Annotated in this window: 7 protein-coding genes; 1 reads left to right on the forward strand and 6 read right to left on the reverse strand. The window is 65.2% G+C overall.

What is annotated here, in order from left to right; translation table 11 throughout:
- Positions 1-7: 7 nt before the first annotated feature.
- From VV02_RS01635 to VV02_RS26265, 5 genes are all read right to left on the reverse strand, one after another.
- Positions 8-3,748, reverse strand: a complete 3,741-nt coding sequence (locus VV02_RS01635; protein ID WP_052589426.1) for a BREX-2 system ATPase PglY family protein — start codon at positions 3,746-3,748, stop codon at positions 8-10.
- Positions 3,745-5,712, reverse strand: coding sequence for a DUF262 domain-containing protein (locus tag VV02_RS01640; RefSeq protein WP_052589427.1), 1,968 nt, complete (start codon positions 5,710-5,712; stop codon positions 3,745-3,747). Before VV02_RS01640 ends, VV02_RS01635 begins: the two co-directional genes overlap by 4 nt.
- A 1-nt stretch (position 5,713) precedes the next feature.
- Entirely contained in the window at positions 5,714-9,265 is a 3,552-nt protein-coding gene (gene pglX, locus VV02_RS01645; RefSeq protein WP_052589428.1) for a BREX-2 system adenine-specific DNA-methyltransferase PglX, read from the reverse strand.
- A gap of 16 nt (positions 9,266-9,281) precedes the next feature.
- Positions 9,282-13,523, reverse strand: coding sequence for a BREX system serine/threonine kinase PglW (gene pglW, locus VV02_RS01650; protein ID WP_052589429.1), 4,242 nt, complete (start codon positions 13,521-13,523; stop codon positions 9,282-9,284).
- Between the two features lie 375 nt (positions 13,524-13,898).
- Complete coding sequence (locus VV02_RS26265) at positions 13,899-14,705, reverse strand: hypothetical protein (protein WP_157063217.1); 807 nt, start codon at positions 14,703-14,705, stop codon at positions 13,899-13,901.
- Positions 14,706-15,128: 423 nt separating this feature from the next.
- Here VV02_RS26265 and VV02_RS01655 point away from each other — a divergent pair, with 423 nt between their 5' ends.
- Positions 15,129-16,445, forward strand: a complete 1,317-nt coding sequence (locus tag VV02_RS01655; RefSeq protein WP_052589430.1) for a nuclease-related domain-containing protein — start codon at positions 15,129-15,131, stop codon at positions 16,443-16,445.
- A gap of 9 nt (positions 16,446-16,454) precedes the next feature.
- On the opposite strand, the gene VV02_RS01660 is transcribed toward VV02_RS01655, so the two are convergent.
- Positions 16,455-16,841 (reverse strand): hypothetical protein, encoded by a 387-nt coding sequence (locus tag VV02_RS01660; protein WP_052589431.1) that lies wholly within the window; start codon positions 16,839-16,841, stop codon positions 16,455-16,457.
- Between the last annotated feature and the right edge of the window lie 130 nt (positions 16,842-16,971).

Raw genomic sequence — 16,971 nt, forward strand, 5'->3', positions numbered from 1 at the left:
GCCACGGTCATTCGCGCACCTGCCAGCTGATCTCGATCTCGCGCTCGGGGTGAGACTCGAGGAAAGCGCTGGCCTGTCGGAGCACGTCCTCATTGGAGCCACCAGCGGCACGACGGCTCGAGCCCTGCTGGTTCGGGTTGGCAGGTGCCGGCTTCGGGCTTGCCGGCGCCAGCGGTTCGACCGGTGTGCTCGCTGCCAGCCAGGCGAAGATCTCGTTGTCGGTCCTCGCGAGCGCGCCCCCGATCCCGGTCACGATCTCATCCGCATGGAGTGCGTCGCGCAGGTCGCGGATGATCCCTGCGGCTGACGCGGCGCGCTCGCCCTCCCCCTGCGTGGCATCGCGCAGCGGTTCGATCCGATCCCATGCGTACGACTGGAGGGCGGCGGTCACTGGCTCGGCAGTCTTCAGCGAGCGGCCGGCCGCGGCGGGGCTCGTCTCAAGGTCCACCCGCGCGACTCGCTCAACGAGCGCGACTCCGTCGAGATTCTTGAGCTGTTGGACGAGCTCGGCGCTCCGCCGTGCAGTGACAAGGCGACCGCCAGCTTCATCCTGCTCAATGCCAATGTGGCGGTTGGCGCGCTCGATGGCCGCAACCAGATCCGGCTGCGCCGCGCTCAGGTCGCGTGCCTTCGCCTTGACCTGGCCAACAAAGTCGGCGACCGCCGGAGCGGTGAGATAGGCGGACGAGTGAATCCCAAAGAGCTCGCCGGCCAGCTGGCGTGCGGTGGTCCAGTCGGCTGGAATCGGCATCGGCTGGGCCCGCAGCTCCATGCTCGGCTGCAGCTGCCCGGGCTCGGGCGCGCTCGGCAGCGCTGCACCGTGGTTGAACCACGCCCGCTGCCGTATGGCCGCCCACGCGATGATGACCAGGTCGCTGGCCGGGTCGAGCAGTCCCTTGGCCGGCGTCACGTTGCTGATCCACTGGCGCATCTCGCTCACCGTGATCGGTGCTTCAGGGTCGGCGCCCATCTCCTTGTCTCGCCGGCCGAGGGCCTTCTCGATCTCGAGACTCCAAGGAGTGAACCGGTCTCCGGTCAGGATGTAGTGCATCTCGGACGCGGTGCCGACACCAAGCGGCCCGGCGATCCGCCGTACGGCCATGTGGTCGCCTTCGTACTCCACTCGGTTTTCAGGATCCGCGACGGCGCGATGTACGTGCGCGGCGACCGTGCGCAGCATCGGGAGTCGGATCTCTGCGTCGGTCGGCTCGAAGCGTGGGTGACCCGGATACGTTGCGTCGTAAGCCTGCTCGACGAGGTGGTGGAAAGCATCGCCGAGCGTCGCGCCCACCGGCCGCTCAGGCAAAAACTCTCGGTCGAGGGAAACCAGCACCTGGTCGTGGCCCGGGTCGTCGATGAGCGTGCCCGGACGAATACCGGCCGCGCCGTACGCCTGCTGAATCGCATCCTCCAAGCCGCGGCGCAGGACGCTTCGGTTGGACTCGAGAATGTTGCGGGCAGTCACCCGCTCGGTCTCGCTCAGGTGGTCGGCGTGGCTCTGCCAGCGGTCACCCGATCCTTCAAGAAGCCAGTTGAGGATGACGAGTCGACGAAGCTCACCGATCTTCTCAGGAGCAAGGAAGTAGGGGAGCCAGACCACGGTCTGCGACTGGAAGTCGCGTGCCTGCATCGCCTGCAGCCGCTGCAGATCCTCGGCGGTCGAGTGTCCCTGGTCATCAAAGGGATGGTCGATGACGATCCGCCACGCGCCGGAGTTGGCACGGAAGTGGTCGTCAGACAGCCAGCCGCTGTCGCGGACGTTGCCGAAGATGATGTCCACGGCCCGCTTCGAGCCGCGCCACACGACCTCGTGGCGGAACGCCCCCTGGATGTCCTGGTTGCCAAGCTCGACGCCGAGGCCCTCTGCGACAAGCGACTTGATGAGCTCACGACGGCGGCCTTCGTTGTCCTCGCCCTTCGCGCGCTCGACGATCGACTCGTAGTCGACCTCGGACAGCTGGACACGGATCGTGGGGTTGGAGGATCCGTCAACGTGGATCTCGGGGACGTCGCGTGCCCAGTCGCGCACCTTGGCGAGCACGACGCTGGCTTCGTTGCCCGGCAACGGAGACAGGATCGAACCGTGGTTGAGGGACGCCAGTCGCGCACCCGTGAGCGACTTGAGCGCGGGTACGTTCGGCGCAACTGCTGAGAGCAGCAGCGTCTTGGCGAGCCGGTCGTCGGCGCGGTACCCGATCGAGGCCGCGTCCGGGTTGTCTCGCAGCTGCGCATCGGTGAGCGAGTGATTGGTGCGGATGAGCGGCCGCAGTTTCTCCGTGTACAGCTTGTTGGCCGACCTGAACAGCTCGGCTGTCTTGGGGTCGAGCGCCTTGTTGCCGGTCACGATGTAGTCGAAGGAGTCGCCGACCGGGATGACATCGTCGACGGTCAACGTTGCACGCTGGTCGACCAGCATCTGCTGCATCACCTTGAGCGCCGTGCGCTCTCTCTGCATGGCTGCGGCCAATGCGCGCAACGTGGATACGAGGGCCGGCGAGAAGGGGTAGGTCAGTCGGAAGGCTGCTTCGTCAGCGCCTCGGTGCTGATCGTCGGTGTTGACGCCGTCGAGCAGGACGTCCCACACCCGCGGCGAACGGTCAATGTTGGCAAAGGCATCGGCCATGATCTGCCGGCCGTTGTCGTCCTTGGGCTGCAGCAATCGCTTACTCGCGACATAGGGCAGGTTGTCGTCGCCCAGCGTGATCGTGTGGAAGCGGCCCTCCTGGTGCTTGAACGCCCGGTCCAAGGCATCCTGCTCGGCTCCGCTCGCACCCGCATCGGCGAACCATCGGCGTAGGTCCATCTGCCGAGCCACGAAGCTGACCAGGGGAATATCTCGTACGCCCGTGGATGCCTCAACAAGCTTGGTCAGCTTCTGCGCCTCCCGCGCGAAGAACGCCTTGTCTGACACAGAGAAGGCGAGCCAGAGCACGAGCTCATCCAAGAAGAGCACGACCGCGTCGTAGCCGAGACCCTTGGCATGAGTGGCGATCGCCGCGAGGCCCGTGTCAAGGTCGACATACTCGGCCTGCTGGACGTACGACGTGTAGTAGGTCTCCACCAGTGCGCTGACGAGCTTCTGGCGATCGAAGTCGGCTGGATCGGCCGACTTCGCGGCGAGGTACGAGTCGGCATCCCAGCCGCCAAGGACGTTGCCCCAGGGGTCGTCGGACGAGGACTCTCCTGCGTCACTCTTCGCCTCGTTCAGGCCGGCGAAGAACGTGTCGTCACCCAGCTGTTGACGCATCTGATCGGCATCCGCGAAGAGACCGTCCGACTTGTGGATAGCTGGCAAGGGAGCGCCCGGGTGCAGAGCTTTGATCTGACGGACGTAACCGTCAAACAGCGCCTGCTCAAGGCTGTTCGCACCGAGCAGGTGAAAGACGAGCGGCAGGATCGTGTGCCCCTCGAGTTCCGGGTCGTGCCGCGCGATGACCGCCTGGAGATCGTTGATGCCGCGCGCAGCCGGCTCGCGTGTGAGCAGTGCGTGCAGGACAGCCATGAAGTGCGACTTGCCGGAGCCGAACGACCCTGCGAGGAACGCACCGCGGCTCACTCCGGAGTTCACGGCCTCACCGACGAGGCCGAGGGCGGAGTCGAATGCTTCGGTCAACGCATCCGTGACGATGTAGTTGTCGATCGTCGCATTGGCGGCGGAGTGCCCGACCGAGTCGGTCAGCCGAAGGACGTAGTCCTCGGCGCCGGTGCGCTCAGGGATCCGGATGATGTCCTTCAGAAGCGTCGTCATGAACTCATCTCTTCACTCGCTGCTGTGATCGCGTCGTCCTCTGTGTCCAACTCGAGCGCGTCGTCGGCGCCCACGGGTATCTCGTCTTCCACCGATCCTGTCACCGGTGGTGTGATCGGCCAGCGTTCCAATGCCCAGGTGACGAGTGCGCGTCGACGCTGATCGATCGTCGCGGCCGTCCAGCTCTCGAAGGTCTCGGCAACCTCTCGTTCCTGAAAGAGCTTGGACTCGGCGTAGCAGGGTGGCGTCTGCTGGCCTCGCACGCCCTTCTTGCTGGCGAAGGGCTTGCGCGAGTAGGAGGAGTTGTCATCCGTGAGCATGAGGTTGCCGATGCCGTTGACGAGCTGAGCGTGCTCCTCTTCGGTGAAGGTGTCCCAGTCGTCGGAGTCCCATCGGGGCTTCTGCGGAAGGATGTGCTCGGTCGTGCGCGGGCTGCGAGATCCGATGAAGTGGGTCTCAAAGTCCTGCACGTCGGACGGCCTGGCCGCCTTCGACAGCTCGTACTCGTACAGAAAGTACTTGTGGCCCGGGCGCCAGTACCAGTTCTCATGGGGGCCGAGTCCCGCGCGCACGGTGTCATCGTCGCCGTACGTCCAGGTCAGCTCGTTGATCTCATCGAGCACTGCCTTGGCTGGTGAGTCGCTGTAGAGTTCGAACGCGAGCCGGTACAGGCGTGCTTGCCCAGAATCACTCCGCTTCTGCCCAATCGCGAAGACCCGCGCTGAGTAGCGCTCGCAGGCATCGACGAGGTCTACGTAGAGCTGCCCGTCGCGAGGATGGGTGAGCCGCGCAGCGAAGAGCAACGGCCGGAAGATGGCTGTGACACCGCTCCGACGTAGGTGCGCGGAGCTAGCCCGCGACGGCGCCGCATGATCATCGAAGGACTGGAACGCCGCCCTGGGGTCAAGGAACTCGCGGGTAAAGAGCGCACAGTTCTGGAGGCTCGTCACGTACGCCGCCACGGTGTTAACGAGGTCGTCCTGTAATTGCTCAGCGTCCTCCTCGCTCTGCTCGCTCACGGTGAGGCGAGCAGAGCCAGGGATGAACCGTTCGCGCGAGAGGAACTCCTTGACGGACACAGCTCCCCGCCACGAGCGCGCACTCGGGTCCTGGGTCGCGAGCCAGTGCGCTCGCAGCAGCAGGTCCTCGTTGGCGTTGTAGCCAGCCAGGTGGTCGTAGATCCTCGACCACGCTCGATTGATCTCGCCAACGAGCGCCGCTGCTCGAGCAGGTGGCAGCGAATCCGCAAGGAAGAGAAGGTAGTTCTTGATCTTCTCCATCTCGGTCAAGTCGCGCCCGCGACCGTTCAAGGTCTCGAAGATCTCGCCTGCATGAGACTCGGGCTCGACCTCGTAGACCAGGAAGCGCAGACCATTCGTGACACGGGTCTGGAGTCGTTGCAACGTGGTGAGCGCGGTCTCCTCATCGAACCCGCCGATCAGGCTGGCGATCCGAGAGTCAAAGAAGGCGGCTGCGAGCTCGAGGCGCTCCTCCCCGGCGGTGAGCTGGGCCTTGGCCTGCTGCCCGTCCCCGAGGATGCAGGTCAGCCAATGCTCATTGAGGTCGTCGGCCAGCTGGAGCCGAGCCTTCGGCACACCGTCGATGCTCACGCGGCCATAGGTCCGCGCGAGGTTGTCCGCTCGCGACCGAGCCTGCTCGTTGGCCATCGAGCCGAACGCCCGTCGAAGCCGGTCTATCAGGATGAGGCAGGTCGTGAGGCGCTGCTGCCCATCGACCACCTCACACTCCACGACCGTGTCACCAGCATCTGTGAGGTGCTCGGTGCTTCGGTCCTTCAGGACGAGCGTGCCGGTGTAGTGCTTCGACCCGTCTGCCATGAGGTCGAGGTCTTGCCAGAGGTCATCGAGCTGGCGCTTCTCCCACGCGTAGGGCCGCTGATAGTCAGGCACGACAAACAGGCGCTCCTTCAGCGCCCCCAACAGGGTGACCGCATTGTTTGGCATATCAGCTCTTCTTCTTGCGACCACGGGTGGTGGGAGCGGGGCGCCAAGCGGCCAGCTGGTCGACGGTCCAGCCGACTTGGGCTGCACGGTCTCGCAGCTGCTCATCGCAGAAGTCGGCGATATTCAGACCGAAAGTGGGGTCAATCTCGTTGTGCCACTGCCGAACCCAGGGTTGCAGCTCCACTAGCCCGGCGACGAGTGGGACGAGCCTTTCGTCGTCCCAGCCCTCAGCCTCACGCTCGCCGATGAGCGTCGCCAGTGCAAGGAACTGCTGTGCGTGGTCCCAGCCCGCCCAGCCGATCACGAGAGTCTGGTCGGTCTCGCGGCCCGCGTCTGGATAGAGCACGAAGCGTTCCTTCGGCACGTCGAGCTTGCCGCGGTGCTGCCACAAGGACGTCTTGCGGAAGTCGGCGGTCGTGTACTTCGGCGGCACTGGAATGGGCTCGGCGAGCGTCTCGCCGGCGTCTTCGCGGCGCTGGAGCTCCCAGGTGTGCTCCCATGCCTCACGTTTACGTAGGCCAGAGTCTTTCAGTCGGTACGCCGCGAGATAGGGCACTGCTTCGGTCGTGAGGAGTGCGGTCAGCGCGTCGGAGACGGACTGGTCGCGCTTTCCTGACCACAGCTCAAGCACCGACACGAGGTCGGGGTCACGAGAGACCTGGTCGGCCAGCTGGCCGATCGACTTCGGCCTCGGTCGGCCCTGCTCGAACCAGTAGCCCGTGTCCTCCAACCGGTCAAGCAGCCAAGAACGCAGCGCCTTCTCGACCTGCTTGTCCCACGGCTCGCTCGCCCACCTGCGCTTGTGCTCGGGCTTCTCGAGCAGGCGGATGAACTTGTCCGATTCGATGAGGTCGAGCCTGCGTTGCACCAGAGCCCGGTAGTCATCGGGCCAGTGCGCCGGGATCTGCGTGATTGGAGTCGAGCCGTGCCGCGAGAACCATGCTGTCTGCTCCTCACCAGCGGCCACCTTGCGCGCCAAGGCGATCTCGAACGCTCGCTCACCGAGAGCGATCTCGGGCACGTCTCCGGCGTACGTCAGGTCCTGCTCGATGAGCCCATACGACTGATAGACCTCCCAGTCGAGCTCTTCCTGGTGAGCGATCATGAGCGCTCTCATGGAGTCGATCCCGGTTCTCGCGCGCTCAAGCCTCCCAGCCGCCGGGATCTCGCCATCACGCGGCACTCCGGTGAGGAACCGCTCGCTCGCCATCTGAGCAGTCCGATCCAGCGAACGTGATCGCTCAAGCGGAAGCCGCTTCGGTAGAGGTATGTCCGAGACATTTGCTCCGTTGAACTGAAATCGGTCCGACCACGGCTGTTGTGAGAGGCGTGCGCCGTCATGACCCATCGGATCGCCACCCTTGGGATAGCAGTTCTGCTTGAGCCAGAAGCAGGCCGTCGATGAGTTGAGGATGCCAAGCAGTGCCAGGTGATCGTCTTCGGTCGCCTCTTTCGGCAGCTTGATCACCGGCGCCGTCTGCTTGAACACCTTGCCACCACGGTCAAGCACAAAGTGGTTATGCGTCGCCACCTCCGCAAACGCAATCGACAGCGGCGTCTTGTATGGCGTCTTGGTGAATTGCATGTATTCCCACCAATTCAGCCCGGCGTCGGCCATCGAGCCCTGGAATGTGGCACGAGCGGCGAGCACGGCACGCCAACGCCACAATTCCTGCTCCAGCGCTCCTGGCTCAGGAGTGCCGTCGCCATAGCGGTATGGGAAGTAGATCTGCTCGTCTACGGCTTCCGCCCAGTCACGGACGATGTCGCCGAGCACCAGCGGTCGCAGCTGCTTCCGAACCGAATCGCGCCGAGGTGACCAGCCGATTGGTCGCATGAATGCCTCATCCGCGCCGGCACGTATCGAACCACCGATGGGCTTCTGGATGACGGATTCAAGAACGCGAGTGCCTTGGCTGAGAGCAGCGGTCAATGCCGATGCCCCGCCACCGGCGAGGCTCCACGGGTGTGTAGCCAGAGCCTCACGCGGCAGATCAGTCACGCTCACGTACTCACCGTCGAAGTCGCTACTGCCCACGTTCTCAACGATTTGGGTCCAGACCAGTCCTTGCGACGGATCCTTGGGCTGGCCTGGCTCGCCTCGCACGCCCAGCACCGCGCGAACCTCAGGCAGCGCCGGTGCCTGAGGTCGTCCCACGATGATGACGGTTGGCGTTCCGTGGCCCGGGATGTACGCGCCCGACGTATCAGCGACGAGCCGCAAGTCTTGCTTTGCCAGGAACGTCTCGATGAGCTTGGACCCGAACTCACGCTTCATGAACGAGTTCGAGGTGATCTGCCCGGTCCACCCTGCCGGCTGATCGCCATTGCCCCGCTTCGCCAGCTCGAAGAAACGCTCCATGAACGGCACCGTGAGGGCATAGGTCCCTTTGCAAGAGGGATACAGCGCCCGATAGGTCGCGTTGAGGTTCTTGTCCTTGACCGTGATGTAGGGCGGGTTGCCGACGACGACGTCGTATCGGCCCGGCATCAGGAGCCCGCGCAGCGCATCGAGATCCTCTGTTTCGTAAGCGAATCCGCTGATCTGCGAGTCGGCGTCGAAGTCGCCGAGATCCAGTGAGCCCTGATGACTGCCGTGGAGGAGAGAGTCGCCGGCGGCGAGGTTGATCGTGAAGCCCGGAGCATCTTCGAGTGAGGTCGATCCGCAGGCCCGGAGCGCCGCGACGATCAGCCTGAAGCGCGCGATCGCGACGGCAAACGGGTTGAGGTCGACACCGTGAATAACGTTGAGCGCCTTCTGAACTCGCGCCTGCACCTCTTCGCCAGGAGCCTGCGCTGCCCACTTATCGTTGAGCCGCGCGAATGCTCCGAGCAGGAAGTGTCCTGACCCACAGGTCGGGTCGATCAGAGTGAAACCGTCCAGCGGCCGTTCCTGGAGTGCTGGCTCCATGGTCTGGTCGAGGATGAACTCCTCGACGAACTCCGGCGTCTGCAGCAGCGCATAGGTCTTCTTTGCGTGATCGGACAAGTCTTGGTAGAGGTCTCCAAGGAATCGCGTCGACAGCTCGGGGTCTGCGAAGTCGCGGATGAGCTCACCGTCATCGGTCTGCGCGCGCCAGAAGTCGACGAGCTCCTTCGCGGCTTGGCCTGACGGGCTCACCGGCCACAGCGCTGAGTGGCTGTCGACCAAAGCCCGAGTGGCCTTCACACCCCGCAAATGCGCGATCGCCTGCTCGATCCACTCGCGGGCTGTGTGCTCGGGGTGGCTCCGGAAGTAGATCAGCTCAGCGTCGAGTGCCTCCTGTCGACGCGAGCGCGGGCCGGTCAACCACACGGGACGCAGCAGCGCGTTGTCCTCACAGAAACGGACGAACACCGTCGTCAGCACCCATGCCACCGCAGCCTGGGTCACCTGGTCGTCGCGCCATTGCTGCCACGACAAGGCAGTGCGCTCCTTGGCCGTCGCCTGCTGGTGCATGTCACGCCAGGTCCGGTTGACCTCTGCTTGCGCCTCGACCCGTTCGCGGAGGTCGTCCTCCAAGGAGAGGACGACCTTCTTCAGATCAGCGGTCAGGTCTGAAGAGACTGGCACTGGGTGCTCCTTTTCGTCACGGCGTCGCCGTGACCGTGGTGGCCGCGAGCGCGTCGACCCACGCACTGTCAAGATTGATGAATTGCGTTGGTGTGGCAAGCGGCACGGGCCGTCCGTCAATCATCGATCCCTGGTTGGCACTGAGCTGCGGAGCCACCAGCCACACCGCGCGAGCGCGGCTCGAGCCCAGATCGCTCCACCGCGCCAGCAGCGCCATGTTGTCGTAGCGCGCCAAGGGCGCCGCCTCCGTCAGCACCACCGGTGATGAACCCGTGGCGGCCAGCGCCTCGTCGATGACGGCGGTCACGGTTGCCCATGACCGCTTGACCAGCTCACCGAGCCCCTGGCGCGCCCGATGGCCGGCACCCTCAGCATCTGCTGCACGTACCGCATTCCACGGCACACCCGACTGCTCCGCCTGCGAACGCAACGCATCGAGGAGTGCGCCCGTGATGTCGACGAGCTGGGCGTCGTACGTCTCGACGATGCCCTGCTCAAGTCTGGCGAGACGATCGGCCTGGACACCGAGTGTGAGGAACGACCGTGTGCGAATCGACTGCTCGATGCGCCGGCCGAGGTCGCTGGTGACGGCCACGGGCGCGCTGCGGACGTCGTACGTCGGCTGGCGTGACTCAAGGCCAGTCGTGTCGCCGGCGTTCTTGGGCGCACGGTAGGCCTGCTGGCGGTCGTCGAAGATGAACTGGACGCTGGCCTGGCGCAGCAGCTCATCGAGGGCAGGGCGCTCTGGAAGCGGCGCGAGTGCGGGAAAGCGGGCCGCCACACGCCCCCGGATCTCACTCGGCTTCATGGGTTGGGTGGAGACACCGTCGCCAAAGGTGAGCGCCAGCGCGGTCGCCGGGCTCAGGTCGCGATGGTGCAGGTCGCCCGACGCCGTGGCAGCAGCATCGCTGCTCACCGCAGCCGCCAGATGCGCGAGCCGAACCGGTGCGATCAGCGTCTCCGGTGGTTCCGTGGTGTGAGCCCGTACCGCAGCGGCCAGCTCGACCGATGCTCGGGCGACAGGTACGACCGTCCGCTCGGGGTTGGGCGACTGCGAGATGAGCAGATCGGCGGTGCGGCCCAGCTCGTCAGCCGCGTCCAGCAGCGACTGACTGTGCGCGATGAGCACCAGCCCATCGCGCCGGCGGAGGAAGGTCGCCGCGTGGCTGTCCTCATCGGCTCGGCGCAACTCGCGCACACGCTCGAGAGTGAGCCGGAGCAAGCCGGCTGCCACTCGATGGTCCGGCGTCTCAGCGCCAGAGAACGCGCGCTCTATTGCCATGGTCGCTTCGTGGGCGGTGACGACATTGCCGTAGTCAGCAAGGGTCGTCATCAGGGTGTCGACCAGCGTTCCGAGCAAGGCGCGCGAGGTGTCATCGGATGCCCACAGCCGCTGCAGCTCGCTCAGGATCTGACTAGCCCGAGCGGGCGTGACGGGGTCGGGAAGGCTCGCACCGAGCTGTGCCTGTGTGGCGAGCGCATCAATGTCGGTGCCGTACCCCAAAACGATGCGCACGGTGGCGGCTCGGTTGGGGCCACCCCGGGCCTTGGAACCCTTGCCCGTCGCGACCGCGATCAGGGTCTCGGCAGCTGCCTCGAGGGTGTTGTCGGCCGCGGCACGGTCGACCGCCGTCTTGGGCGCCGCGACATCACCGAGCCGTTTGCGCCACTGCTTCATCCGGTCGTTGATGTGCCTGCGCGTGCGGTCGGCAACACCCTCAAGCCGAGCAATACGGACGGGATCCGTGGCCAGCAGTTCGCCGACGGTCTCGATGCGTTCCGGCTCCAGTGCCGACAGCGCACGCGGGGTGAGGCCGGACTGCGCCAGCGGTGTGGAGAGGGTCGCAGCGGCCGCAAGGGCATCGGCCTCCTCTCCAGGCTCCGTCGTCGCATCGTCGGGAAAGATCGCGGCCCAGGCCCTGCGCATCTCGTCAGCGGTTTCGTGACGTCGCGCGGCATCCCTCGCGAGTGCCCTCGTGAAGAACGAGGTGAATCGTGGTGCCAGGCTCGAGTCGAACATGTCTTGAGTGACCACCGCGTCGTCAGAGATTGCGGCCGGTGGTGCGTCCGGATCGTCGCCGTACTGGGGAGTGCAGCCGGTGGCCATCTCGAACAAGACGACCGCGGCGGCATACCGCTCGGCTGCGGAGTCGAAGTGGTCACGTGCCCCGGTCAGGAACGGATCGAGGTAGGGCGGTGTGCCTGCGGATGTCGCTGACGCGGCCGCACGCGTGAGCGAGAAGTCAAACAGCACAAGGTGTTTGGCACGATCGCCACGGCTAAGACGGACACCGAGGTTGGACGGCTTGATATCCCGATGGTCAACTCCCGCCTTATCGAGCGCGACAACCATCTCGAGCAGATCGTTGCCGTATCGCTCAAGCCGGTCGAGCGAGAGCCGGGTGCGCTCGCGAAGCTCGGCGCTCAGCGTGCCCACGCCTGCGCTCTCAAGCAGCAGCGCCTGCCGACCACCGACGGTGATCGGTCCTTCAAACAGCTTGACGACGCGCGGGCTCTTCAGCGTCCGCAGCACCTCGGCCTCGTCCGCGAGCCGCTGGCCAGCGTCATCGTGCAGAGCGACCTTGAGCACACGCTGCTGTGGCTTGCCGGTCGCATGGTGATCGATCACGAGGAGGCCAACGGCGGTGGAGCCCTGACCAAGCCGACGCTCGAGCTCGAAGCGGCCGTCGAGAACATCGCCCGGCGTCGCCTCCAGCGGGTCCGTGGGGCCCTCGTCACCCGTGTTGGCGGCACGCTCGCCTTTGTCGAGGAGGGCGAGGAACGTACCAACCTCACCGATGCGCTTGGTCGGCGCAGGGGCTGTGGCCTTAAGGACGAGATCACGCAGCTCGGATGAGACCTGGGGCAGCTCGACGGCAAGATCAAGGCCGTCTTGCTCTCGCAAGCGCGTCATGAGCGTGGCGCGAGTGGTCGCCGGCGCCTGCCCGACGATGACGTAGAAGGCCAACGCGCCCAAGCCGAACACATCGATCCGAGCACGGTCGGCGGTGGGACTCCATGCGCCCTCCGGCGCGCTGAATCCGTCGTCACTGCGCACCGAGGTCAGAGAACCTTCGGACCCATGAAGTGAAGTCACCCCGGGCGCCGCCGTATGCGTCAGGTTGGCCGGGTCCAGCACACCTGCGCCCTGCCAGCCGCCCACGCGCACTCTGACGTCGTCCTGAGTGCCCGGCACGTCGCGGATCCAGATGCAGTCGGGTGCGAGCTCTCGGTGAACCACCTTGCTGTTGTGGGCGTACTGAAGGGCCTCACCGATCTGACGGACGATCGAGAGCTGCGTGACGAGAGGGATGCCCTGGGGCCGACCGGCCAGCCAGAGGTCAAGCCGCTGCCAGGACTCGGAGTAGTCGTACGCGAGACCGACACCCAGCTCGGACTGGACCAAGTCCTTGGGCCGCAAGATGCCATCGTGCTGAAGTCGCGACATGACGGCGTACTCGTTCTCAGCGACCCGGCGCACCCGGCGCTGCTCGCTCTCAGGGGCGCCGGCCGGCGTCACCTGGAAGCGGATGCGCGCCTTCTCCTGCTGGGCAACGCTGTGGTGCGCCAGCCAGTCCTGCCAGCCTTCTCCCGCGGCGAGCGCCTCGTCGGCGATGGTCCACGATCCGGCCTGTCGTTCGCGGCGCTGAACGAGGCCGATGCGGGCCATCAGCTCAGCCAGGATCGCCTCCTGATTGGGGCCGATGGGCTCACGGCGCGGCGCGGCGAAAAGAAGCTCGGAGATGCCCGGGAGGTGACTCTGCTGCTCACCGCCATCGAGTCCGTACAGGCCCATCGCACTGCTCGCCGACAGCTCGCAACGGAAGCGCTCATGGTGCAGGAAGACCGACTCCTGCACGAACGGCACGATGCGCCGCACGTCCATGGCCGGCGCCTTCTTTTCCTTGACCCAGTCGTAGTAGGCGTCCTTCAGCTTGGACGCCAGATACTGAGCTTTACGGCGCGCCAGCTTGAGTGGCGAGTCCTCAGCGCGGTGACCGGAGCGCAACCACCGGTGGTCGTCGCCCTGCAGCGTGCCCGAGTAGTACTTGAGCTCGACGAGGTGCAGCTGGTCGCGACCCAGGACCAGCAAGTCGACCTCGTGCCAGCGCCCTCGGGAGTCACGGAACTCAAAGTTGGACCAGGCTCGGAACGGCGACTCGTCGGGAAGTGTGGCGCGGAGTAACGCGAGGCCCTCGGTCTCGTGCGTGAACTGCGACGGGCTGACCTCGACCCAGCGCTCGCCCCCCACCGACATACCGCCAACTCCTCAGTGTCACGCCCGACCACGGCCCCCGGGGCGAACGATACAGAGCGACACAGTCATCTGTGTCCTGACTCCGTTCATGCGTAGGTGGCGAAATAGGTCACCGGGGTCTTCTCCAGCACAGCGACGTGTCGGCTCAAAACCAGTTAGCGTCAACGATCCACGTACGGGTGGCTCTGCGCAGGGTCGGGTGCGCACATCTCATGGGTGCGTACACGTGGCTTGAACGCTAGGCACACAAGTGGCTCGAGCCAGCCACCTCTGCCACCCGCCGGGGTGCTCACGGGTCCCCAGACCTCAATCCCCCAGATCTGGAACCGACGAGCCGCACAAGGAGCAGTACTCAGAAGCCTTCGACCGCATGCCCTAGCTGAGTGCGTCGAACGGAAGAGCACATAGCGAGTGCTGCGCTTCGTCCGCGTCTCCTGTCCACAGATTCTCGAACACGTTTCTGTCGGGCTCAATGCGAGCATACGTATCGCTCCTTCGAACTTCTTGCACATAAACAGTCATCTCGCCGACGGAATCACGGATGCCGCGACGCACCTCTTCACGCTGTCGCCCTCGGGCGCCCCGAAGTTCGAAGCGCAGCGCGGAGAAGGACTCAGCCAGCTGGCCTCTCGAAGCTCGCGGTCCGACGTCTCGTGACAGAAAAAGTGACGGCATCTCTACACCACCGCAGTGGGCAAAATCGGACCAGAACAGCGGCCACTTCCAGTGCGGCGGGCGGCTGAGGAGGCTGGCAGTCGTTTGCGAGGGGCTGGGAGAAAGATGGGCATACAGATCTGCCGCAGTGCACACGTATGTCCAATGGCCGAACCAGCGATCCTCGGTACGTCGGTATGCGAGGTCTGCGCGGCGCTCAGGACTCAACCACATGGAAGTTGCAAGGTCGCCGGTCCACGGTGGATCAGGTATGACGTAGTAAACGGGAACCAGCGACAACAGATACCGCTCGAGCTGGGCGACGTCGATCTTCGTAACGTGTTTATCTGGAAGTCGCTCTGGGACCTTAACTTCCAGTAGGCAGGCTTTTCCCGGGACAGTTCCCAAGTCTTCGATCCGGATATCCTCGCCCTTCGTCGGCCACCACAATCCGCCCGTAGGAAATCGGTGTGACACATACATGCTCGCCCAGTGTTCGAACGTCTTCTCCGGTACAGATCGCACCATGTCACTGGTCCTTTGGGATGTGCTCGCGGCGAGCCTCGATATCGTGCTCATGTCCTAAGTTCCACAGTAGCGATGGCGACGGGCCAGCTTGCGAGGCTCAGGTATAGAACGCCGCGCTGACCAAGTCCCACCAACCCGAATCTGTAGACGTCGCAGCGTCCCTCGCACTCTTCTCCGGTCGCGGCCATCTGCCCCCGCATAGCTGCGCACGCACAGCTTGTCGGTCCCGTCGCCGACCGGGCCGACCTTGCCCGAGCAGTTCTTGAACGGGCCCGCTCCCATGGAGGGAGGGCCAAGCCCGGCGGCGGTGAAGACACTGCGAGAGCCGCCCGAACCCCACTGGGGCCCTAGTGCCCTGACCGGCGGCTAACACTCATGCGGCCATCCATCCGCGTGTCGCCGTCCTTCGCTACCGTCGTAGGTATGCGACTGATCCGGGTCAACGCATGCGACTCCTGGAGCGAAGAGGAATTCGCCTCCGGCCTCGAAGAGTGGGTCGGCGAGGACGCGGTGCCCGGGATCGCCATCGCCCAGCCCACAACGCCCTCCGGCGTCGACTTCCTCGTCGTCACGCCGTACGCGTGCACCATCGTCGAGATCAAGGGCGTCACCAGGGCCGCGCGTGGAGTCGTCGACATCCCCGCAGGCTCCGCCTGGAAAGCCAACGGCGAGGACCTCAATCTCCACCTCACGGGCGAGGGACCCAACCCCATCGGCCAGGTGCAGAAGTACGCACGGTCGTTCGGCCCACGCCTTCGACAGGATCACCTGGAGGGCGCGTACGTCGACTCCCTGGTGCTCATCGTGCAGAGCCGGGAGGCGCAGGCGCACGAGGAGTCAGAGCGCCTTCGGCTACGTGACGAGAGTGGTCTCGCCACGGTCGCTGACACCCGCGTCAACGTTGCCGTCTATGCGCGCGGCCAGAACATCAAGGGTGCGCTGAAGTACTTCCGCCAAGCCGGTCTCTACCGAGGCAGCGTCTGGGATATCCCCGCGGTCCACCAGCTGTTCGAGATCCTCGAGATCGACTCGTGCCCCACGGAGCAGGAGCTCCTGGACGAGGGATTCGAGCGAGACGCCGGCGCGTATTCGGTTCGGTACGACCGTCGCGGCACTGCCCTGACCGGCGCGTCTGATCCGACCACGGTCATCGTGCCAAGGAGGGCCTACGTCCCGCCCCGGCAACCGGGCTACCAGGCACCATCCACGCCGAGCCCCTACGGCAACCCACCGTCGACATGGCCCAAGCCCAAGAAGTCGCATGGGCCTTTGCGTGCCGTGCTCCTGACCGTGATGGTGCTCATGTTCGCCCTGCTGGCCTGGCCTGCCATCTGGATCGCCCTCGACGCGAACGGAGGCAGCTCCAACGCCGCCGAAGACGGCACCGCAGCAAACTCTGCGACGACCTTCCTCTCGCCAGACCGCAACACCGTCTGCCTTGCGACAACGGCCTCAGTCCGGTGCGACTCCACCAGCGTCACCTACGACATGCCGTCGACTCCGGCGCGCTGCCAATCAAAGCCCAACTGGGGACACGTCTTCGTCCTCGACGCCCAGGGCACGGCGCGCCTGGAGTGCCCAGCCACTCGCCGCACAGCGCCGGCAGCAGCGCAATCACTCGGATACGGCGATCGGAGGACCGTCGGGTTCATCACCTGCGTGAGCGAACGGTCTGGAATCCGTTGCAGCAACGGCGGACACGGATTCCAGACCGACCGACTTCGTTACGACACCTGGTGACCGAACCGATCAGGTGTAGTAGCTCCCGCTGACGGACTTCCACCAGGTGTTGGTGCCGCCGTAGATCGTCGCTTTCGCGAGCTGGTCCTCAGCGATCGACAGGTTGCCCGTGCACGACTTCCGGTGCGATGGGCTGACCTCCAGGTGCGCAACCTGTCGCCCGCCCAGTGTCATGTCGGCGTTGGACGTTGCGCCGGCCGCGGTCGACTTGAGCGTCAGGCACAGCGTGTCGACCGAGTCGTCCCAGCTGACGACCGAGTGGACTGAGCCACCCGGCGCCGTCAGGGAGACGGACTTGTCATTCGCGCTGGCCGGGCACACCGTTGCCACGGCCAGACCGGTGGTCAGCGCCAGGCCACCGAACACGCCGAGCGCGCCAATTCTCTTGCTTCCCATAGCGATTCCGATCAGGTGTAGAAGGTCGTGTCCTTGGATGTGCCCCGGAACTCCAGGTTCATCCAGAACTTCTTGTCCTCCGGGATGGACAGGTTGCCCGTGCAGTTCGACGGCTTGCCGAAGCCAGCGT

Origin of the sequence: Luteipulveratus mongoliensis, from assembly GCF_001190945.1 — a bacterium.
Classification (GTDB): domain Bacteria; phylum Actinomycetota; class Actinomycetes; order Actinomycetales; family Dermatophilaceae; genus Luteipulveratus; species Luteipulveratus mongoliensis.

Bases quoted from the DNA above. Each gene is read 5' to 3' on its own strand.
- VV02_RS26265 (WP_157063217.1), bottom strand. From the start codon at position 14,705: ATGGTGCGATCTGTACCGGAGAAGACGTTCGAACACTGGGCGAGCATG.
- VV02_RS01655 (WP_052589430.1), top strand. From the start codon at position 15,129: ATGCGACTGATCCGGGTCAACGCATGCGACTCCTGGAGCGAAGAGGAA.
- VV02_RS01635 (WP_052589426.1), bottom strand. From the start codon at position 3,748: ATGACGACGCTTCTGAAGGACATCATCCGGATCCCTGAGCGCACCGGC.
- pglW (WP_052589429.1), bottom strand. From the start codon at position 13,523: ATGTCGGTGGGGGGCGAGCGCTGGGTCGAGGTCAGCCCGTCGCAGTTC.
- VV02_RS01660 (WP_052589431.1), bottom strand. From the start codon at position 16,841: ATGGGAAGCAAGAGAATTGGCGCGCTCGGCGTGTTCGGTGGCCTGGCG.
- VV02_RS01640 (WP_052589427.1), bottom strand. From the start codon at position 5,712: ATGCCAAACAATGCGGTCACCCTGTTGGGGGCGCTGAAGGAGCGCCTG.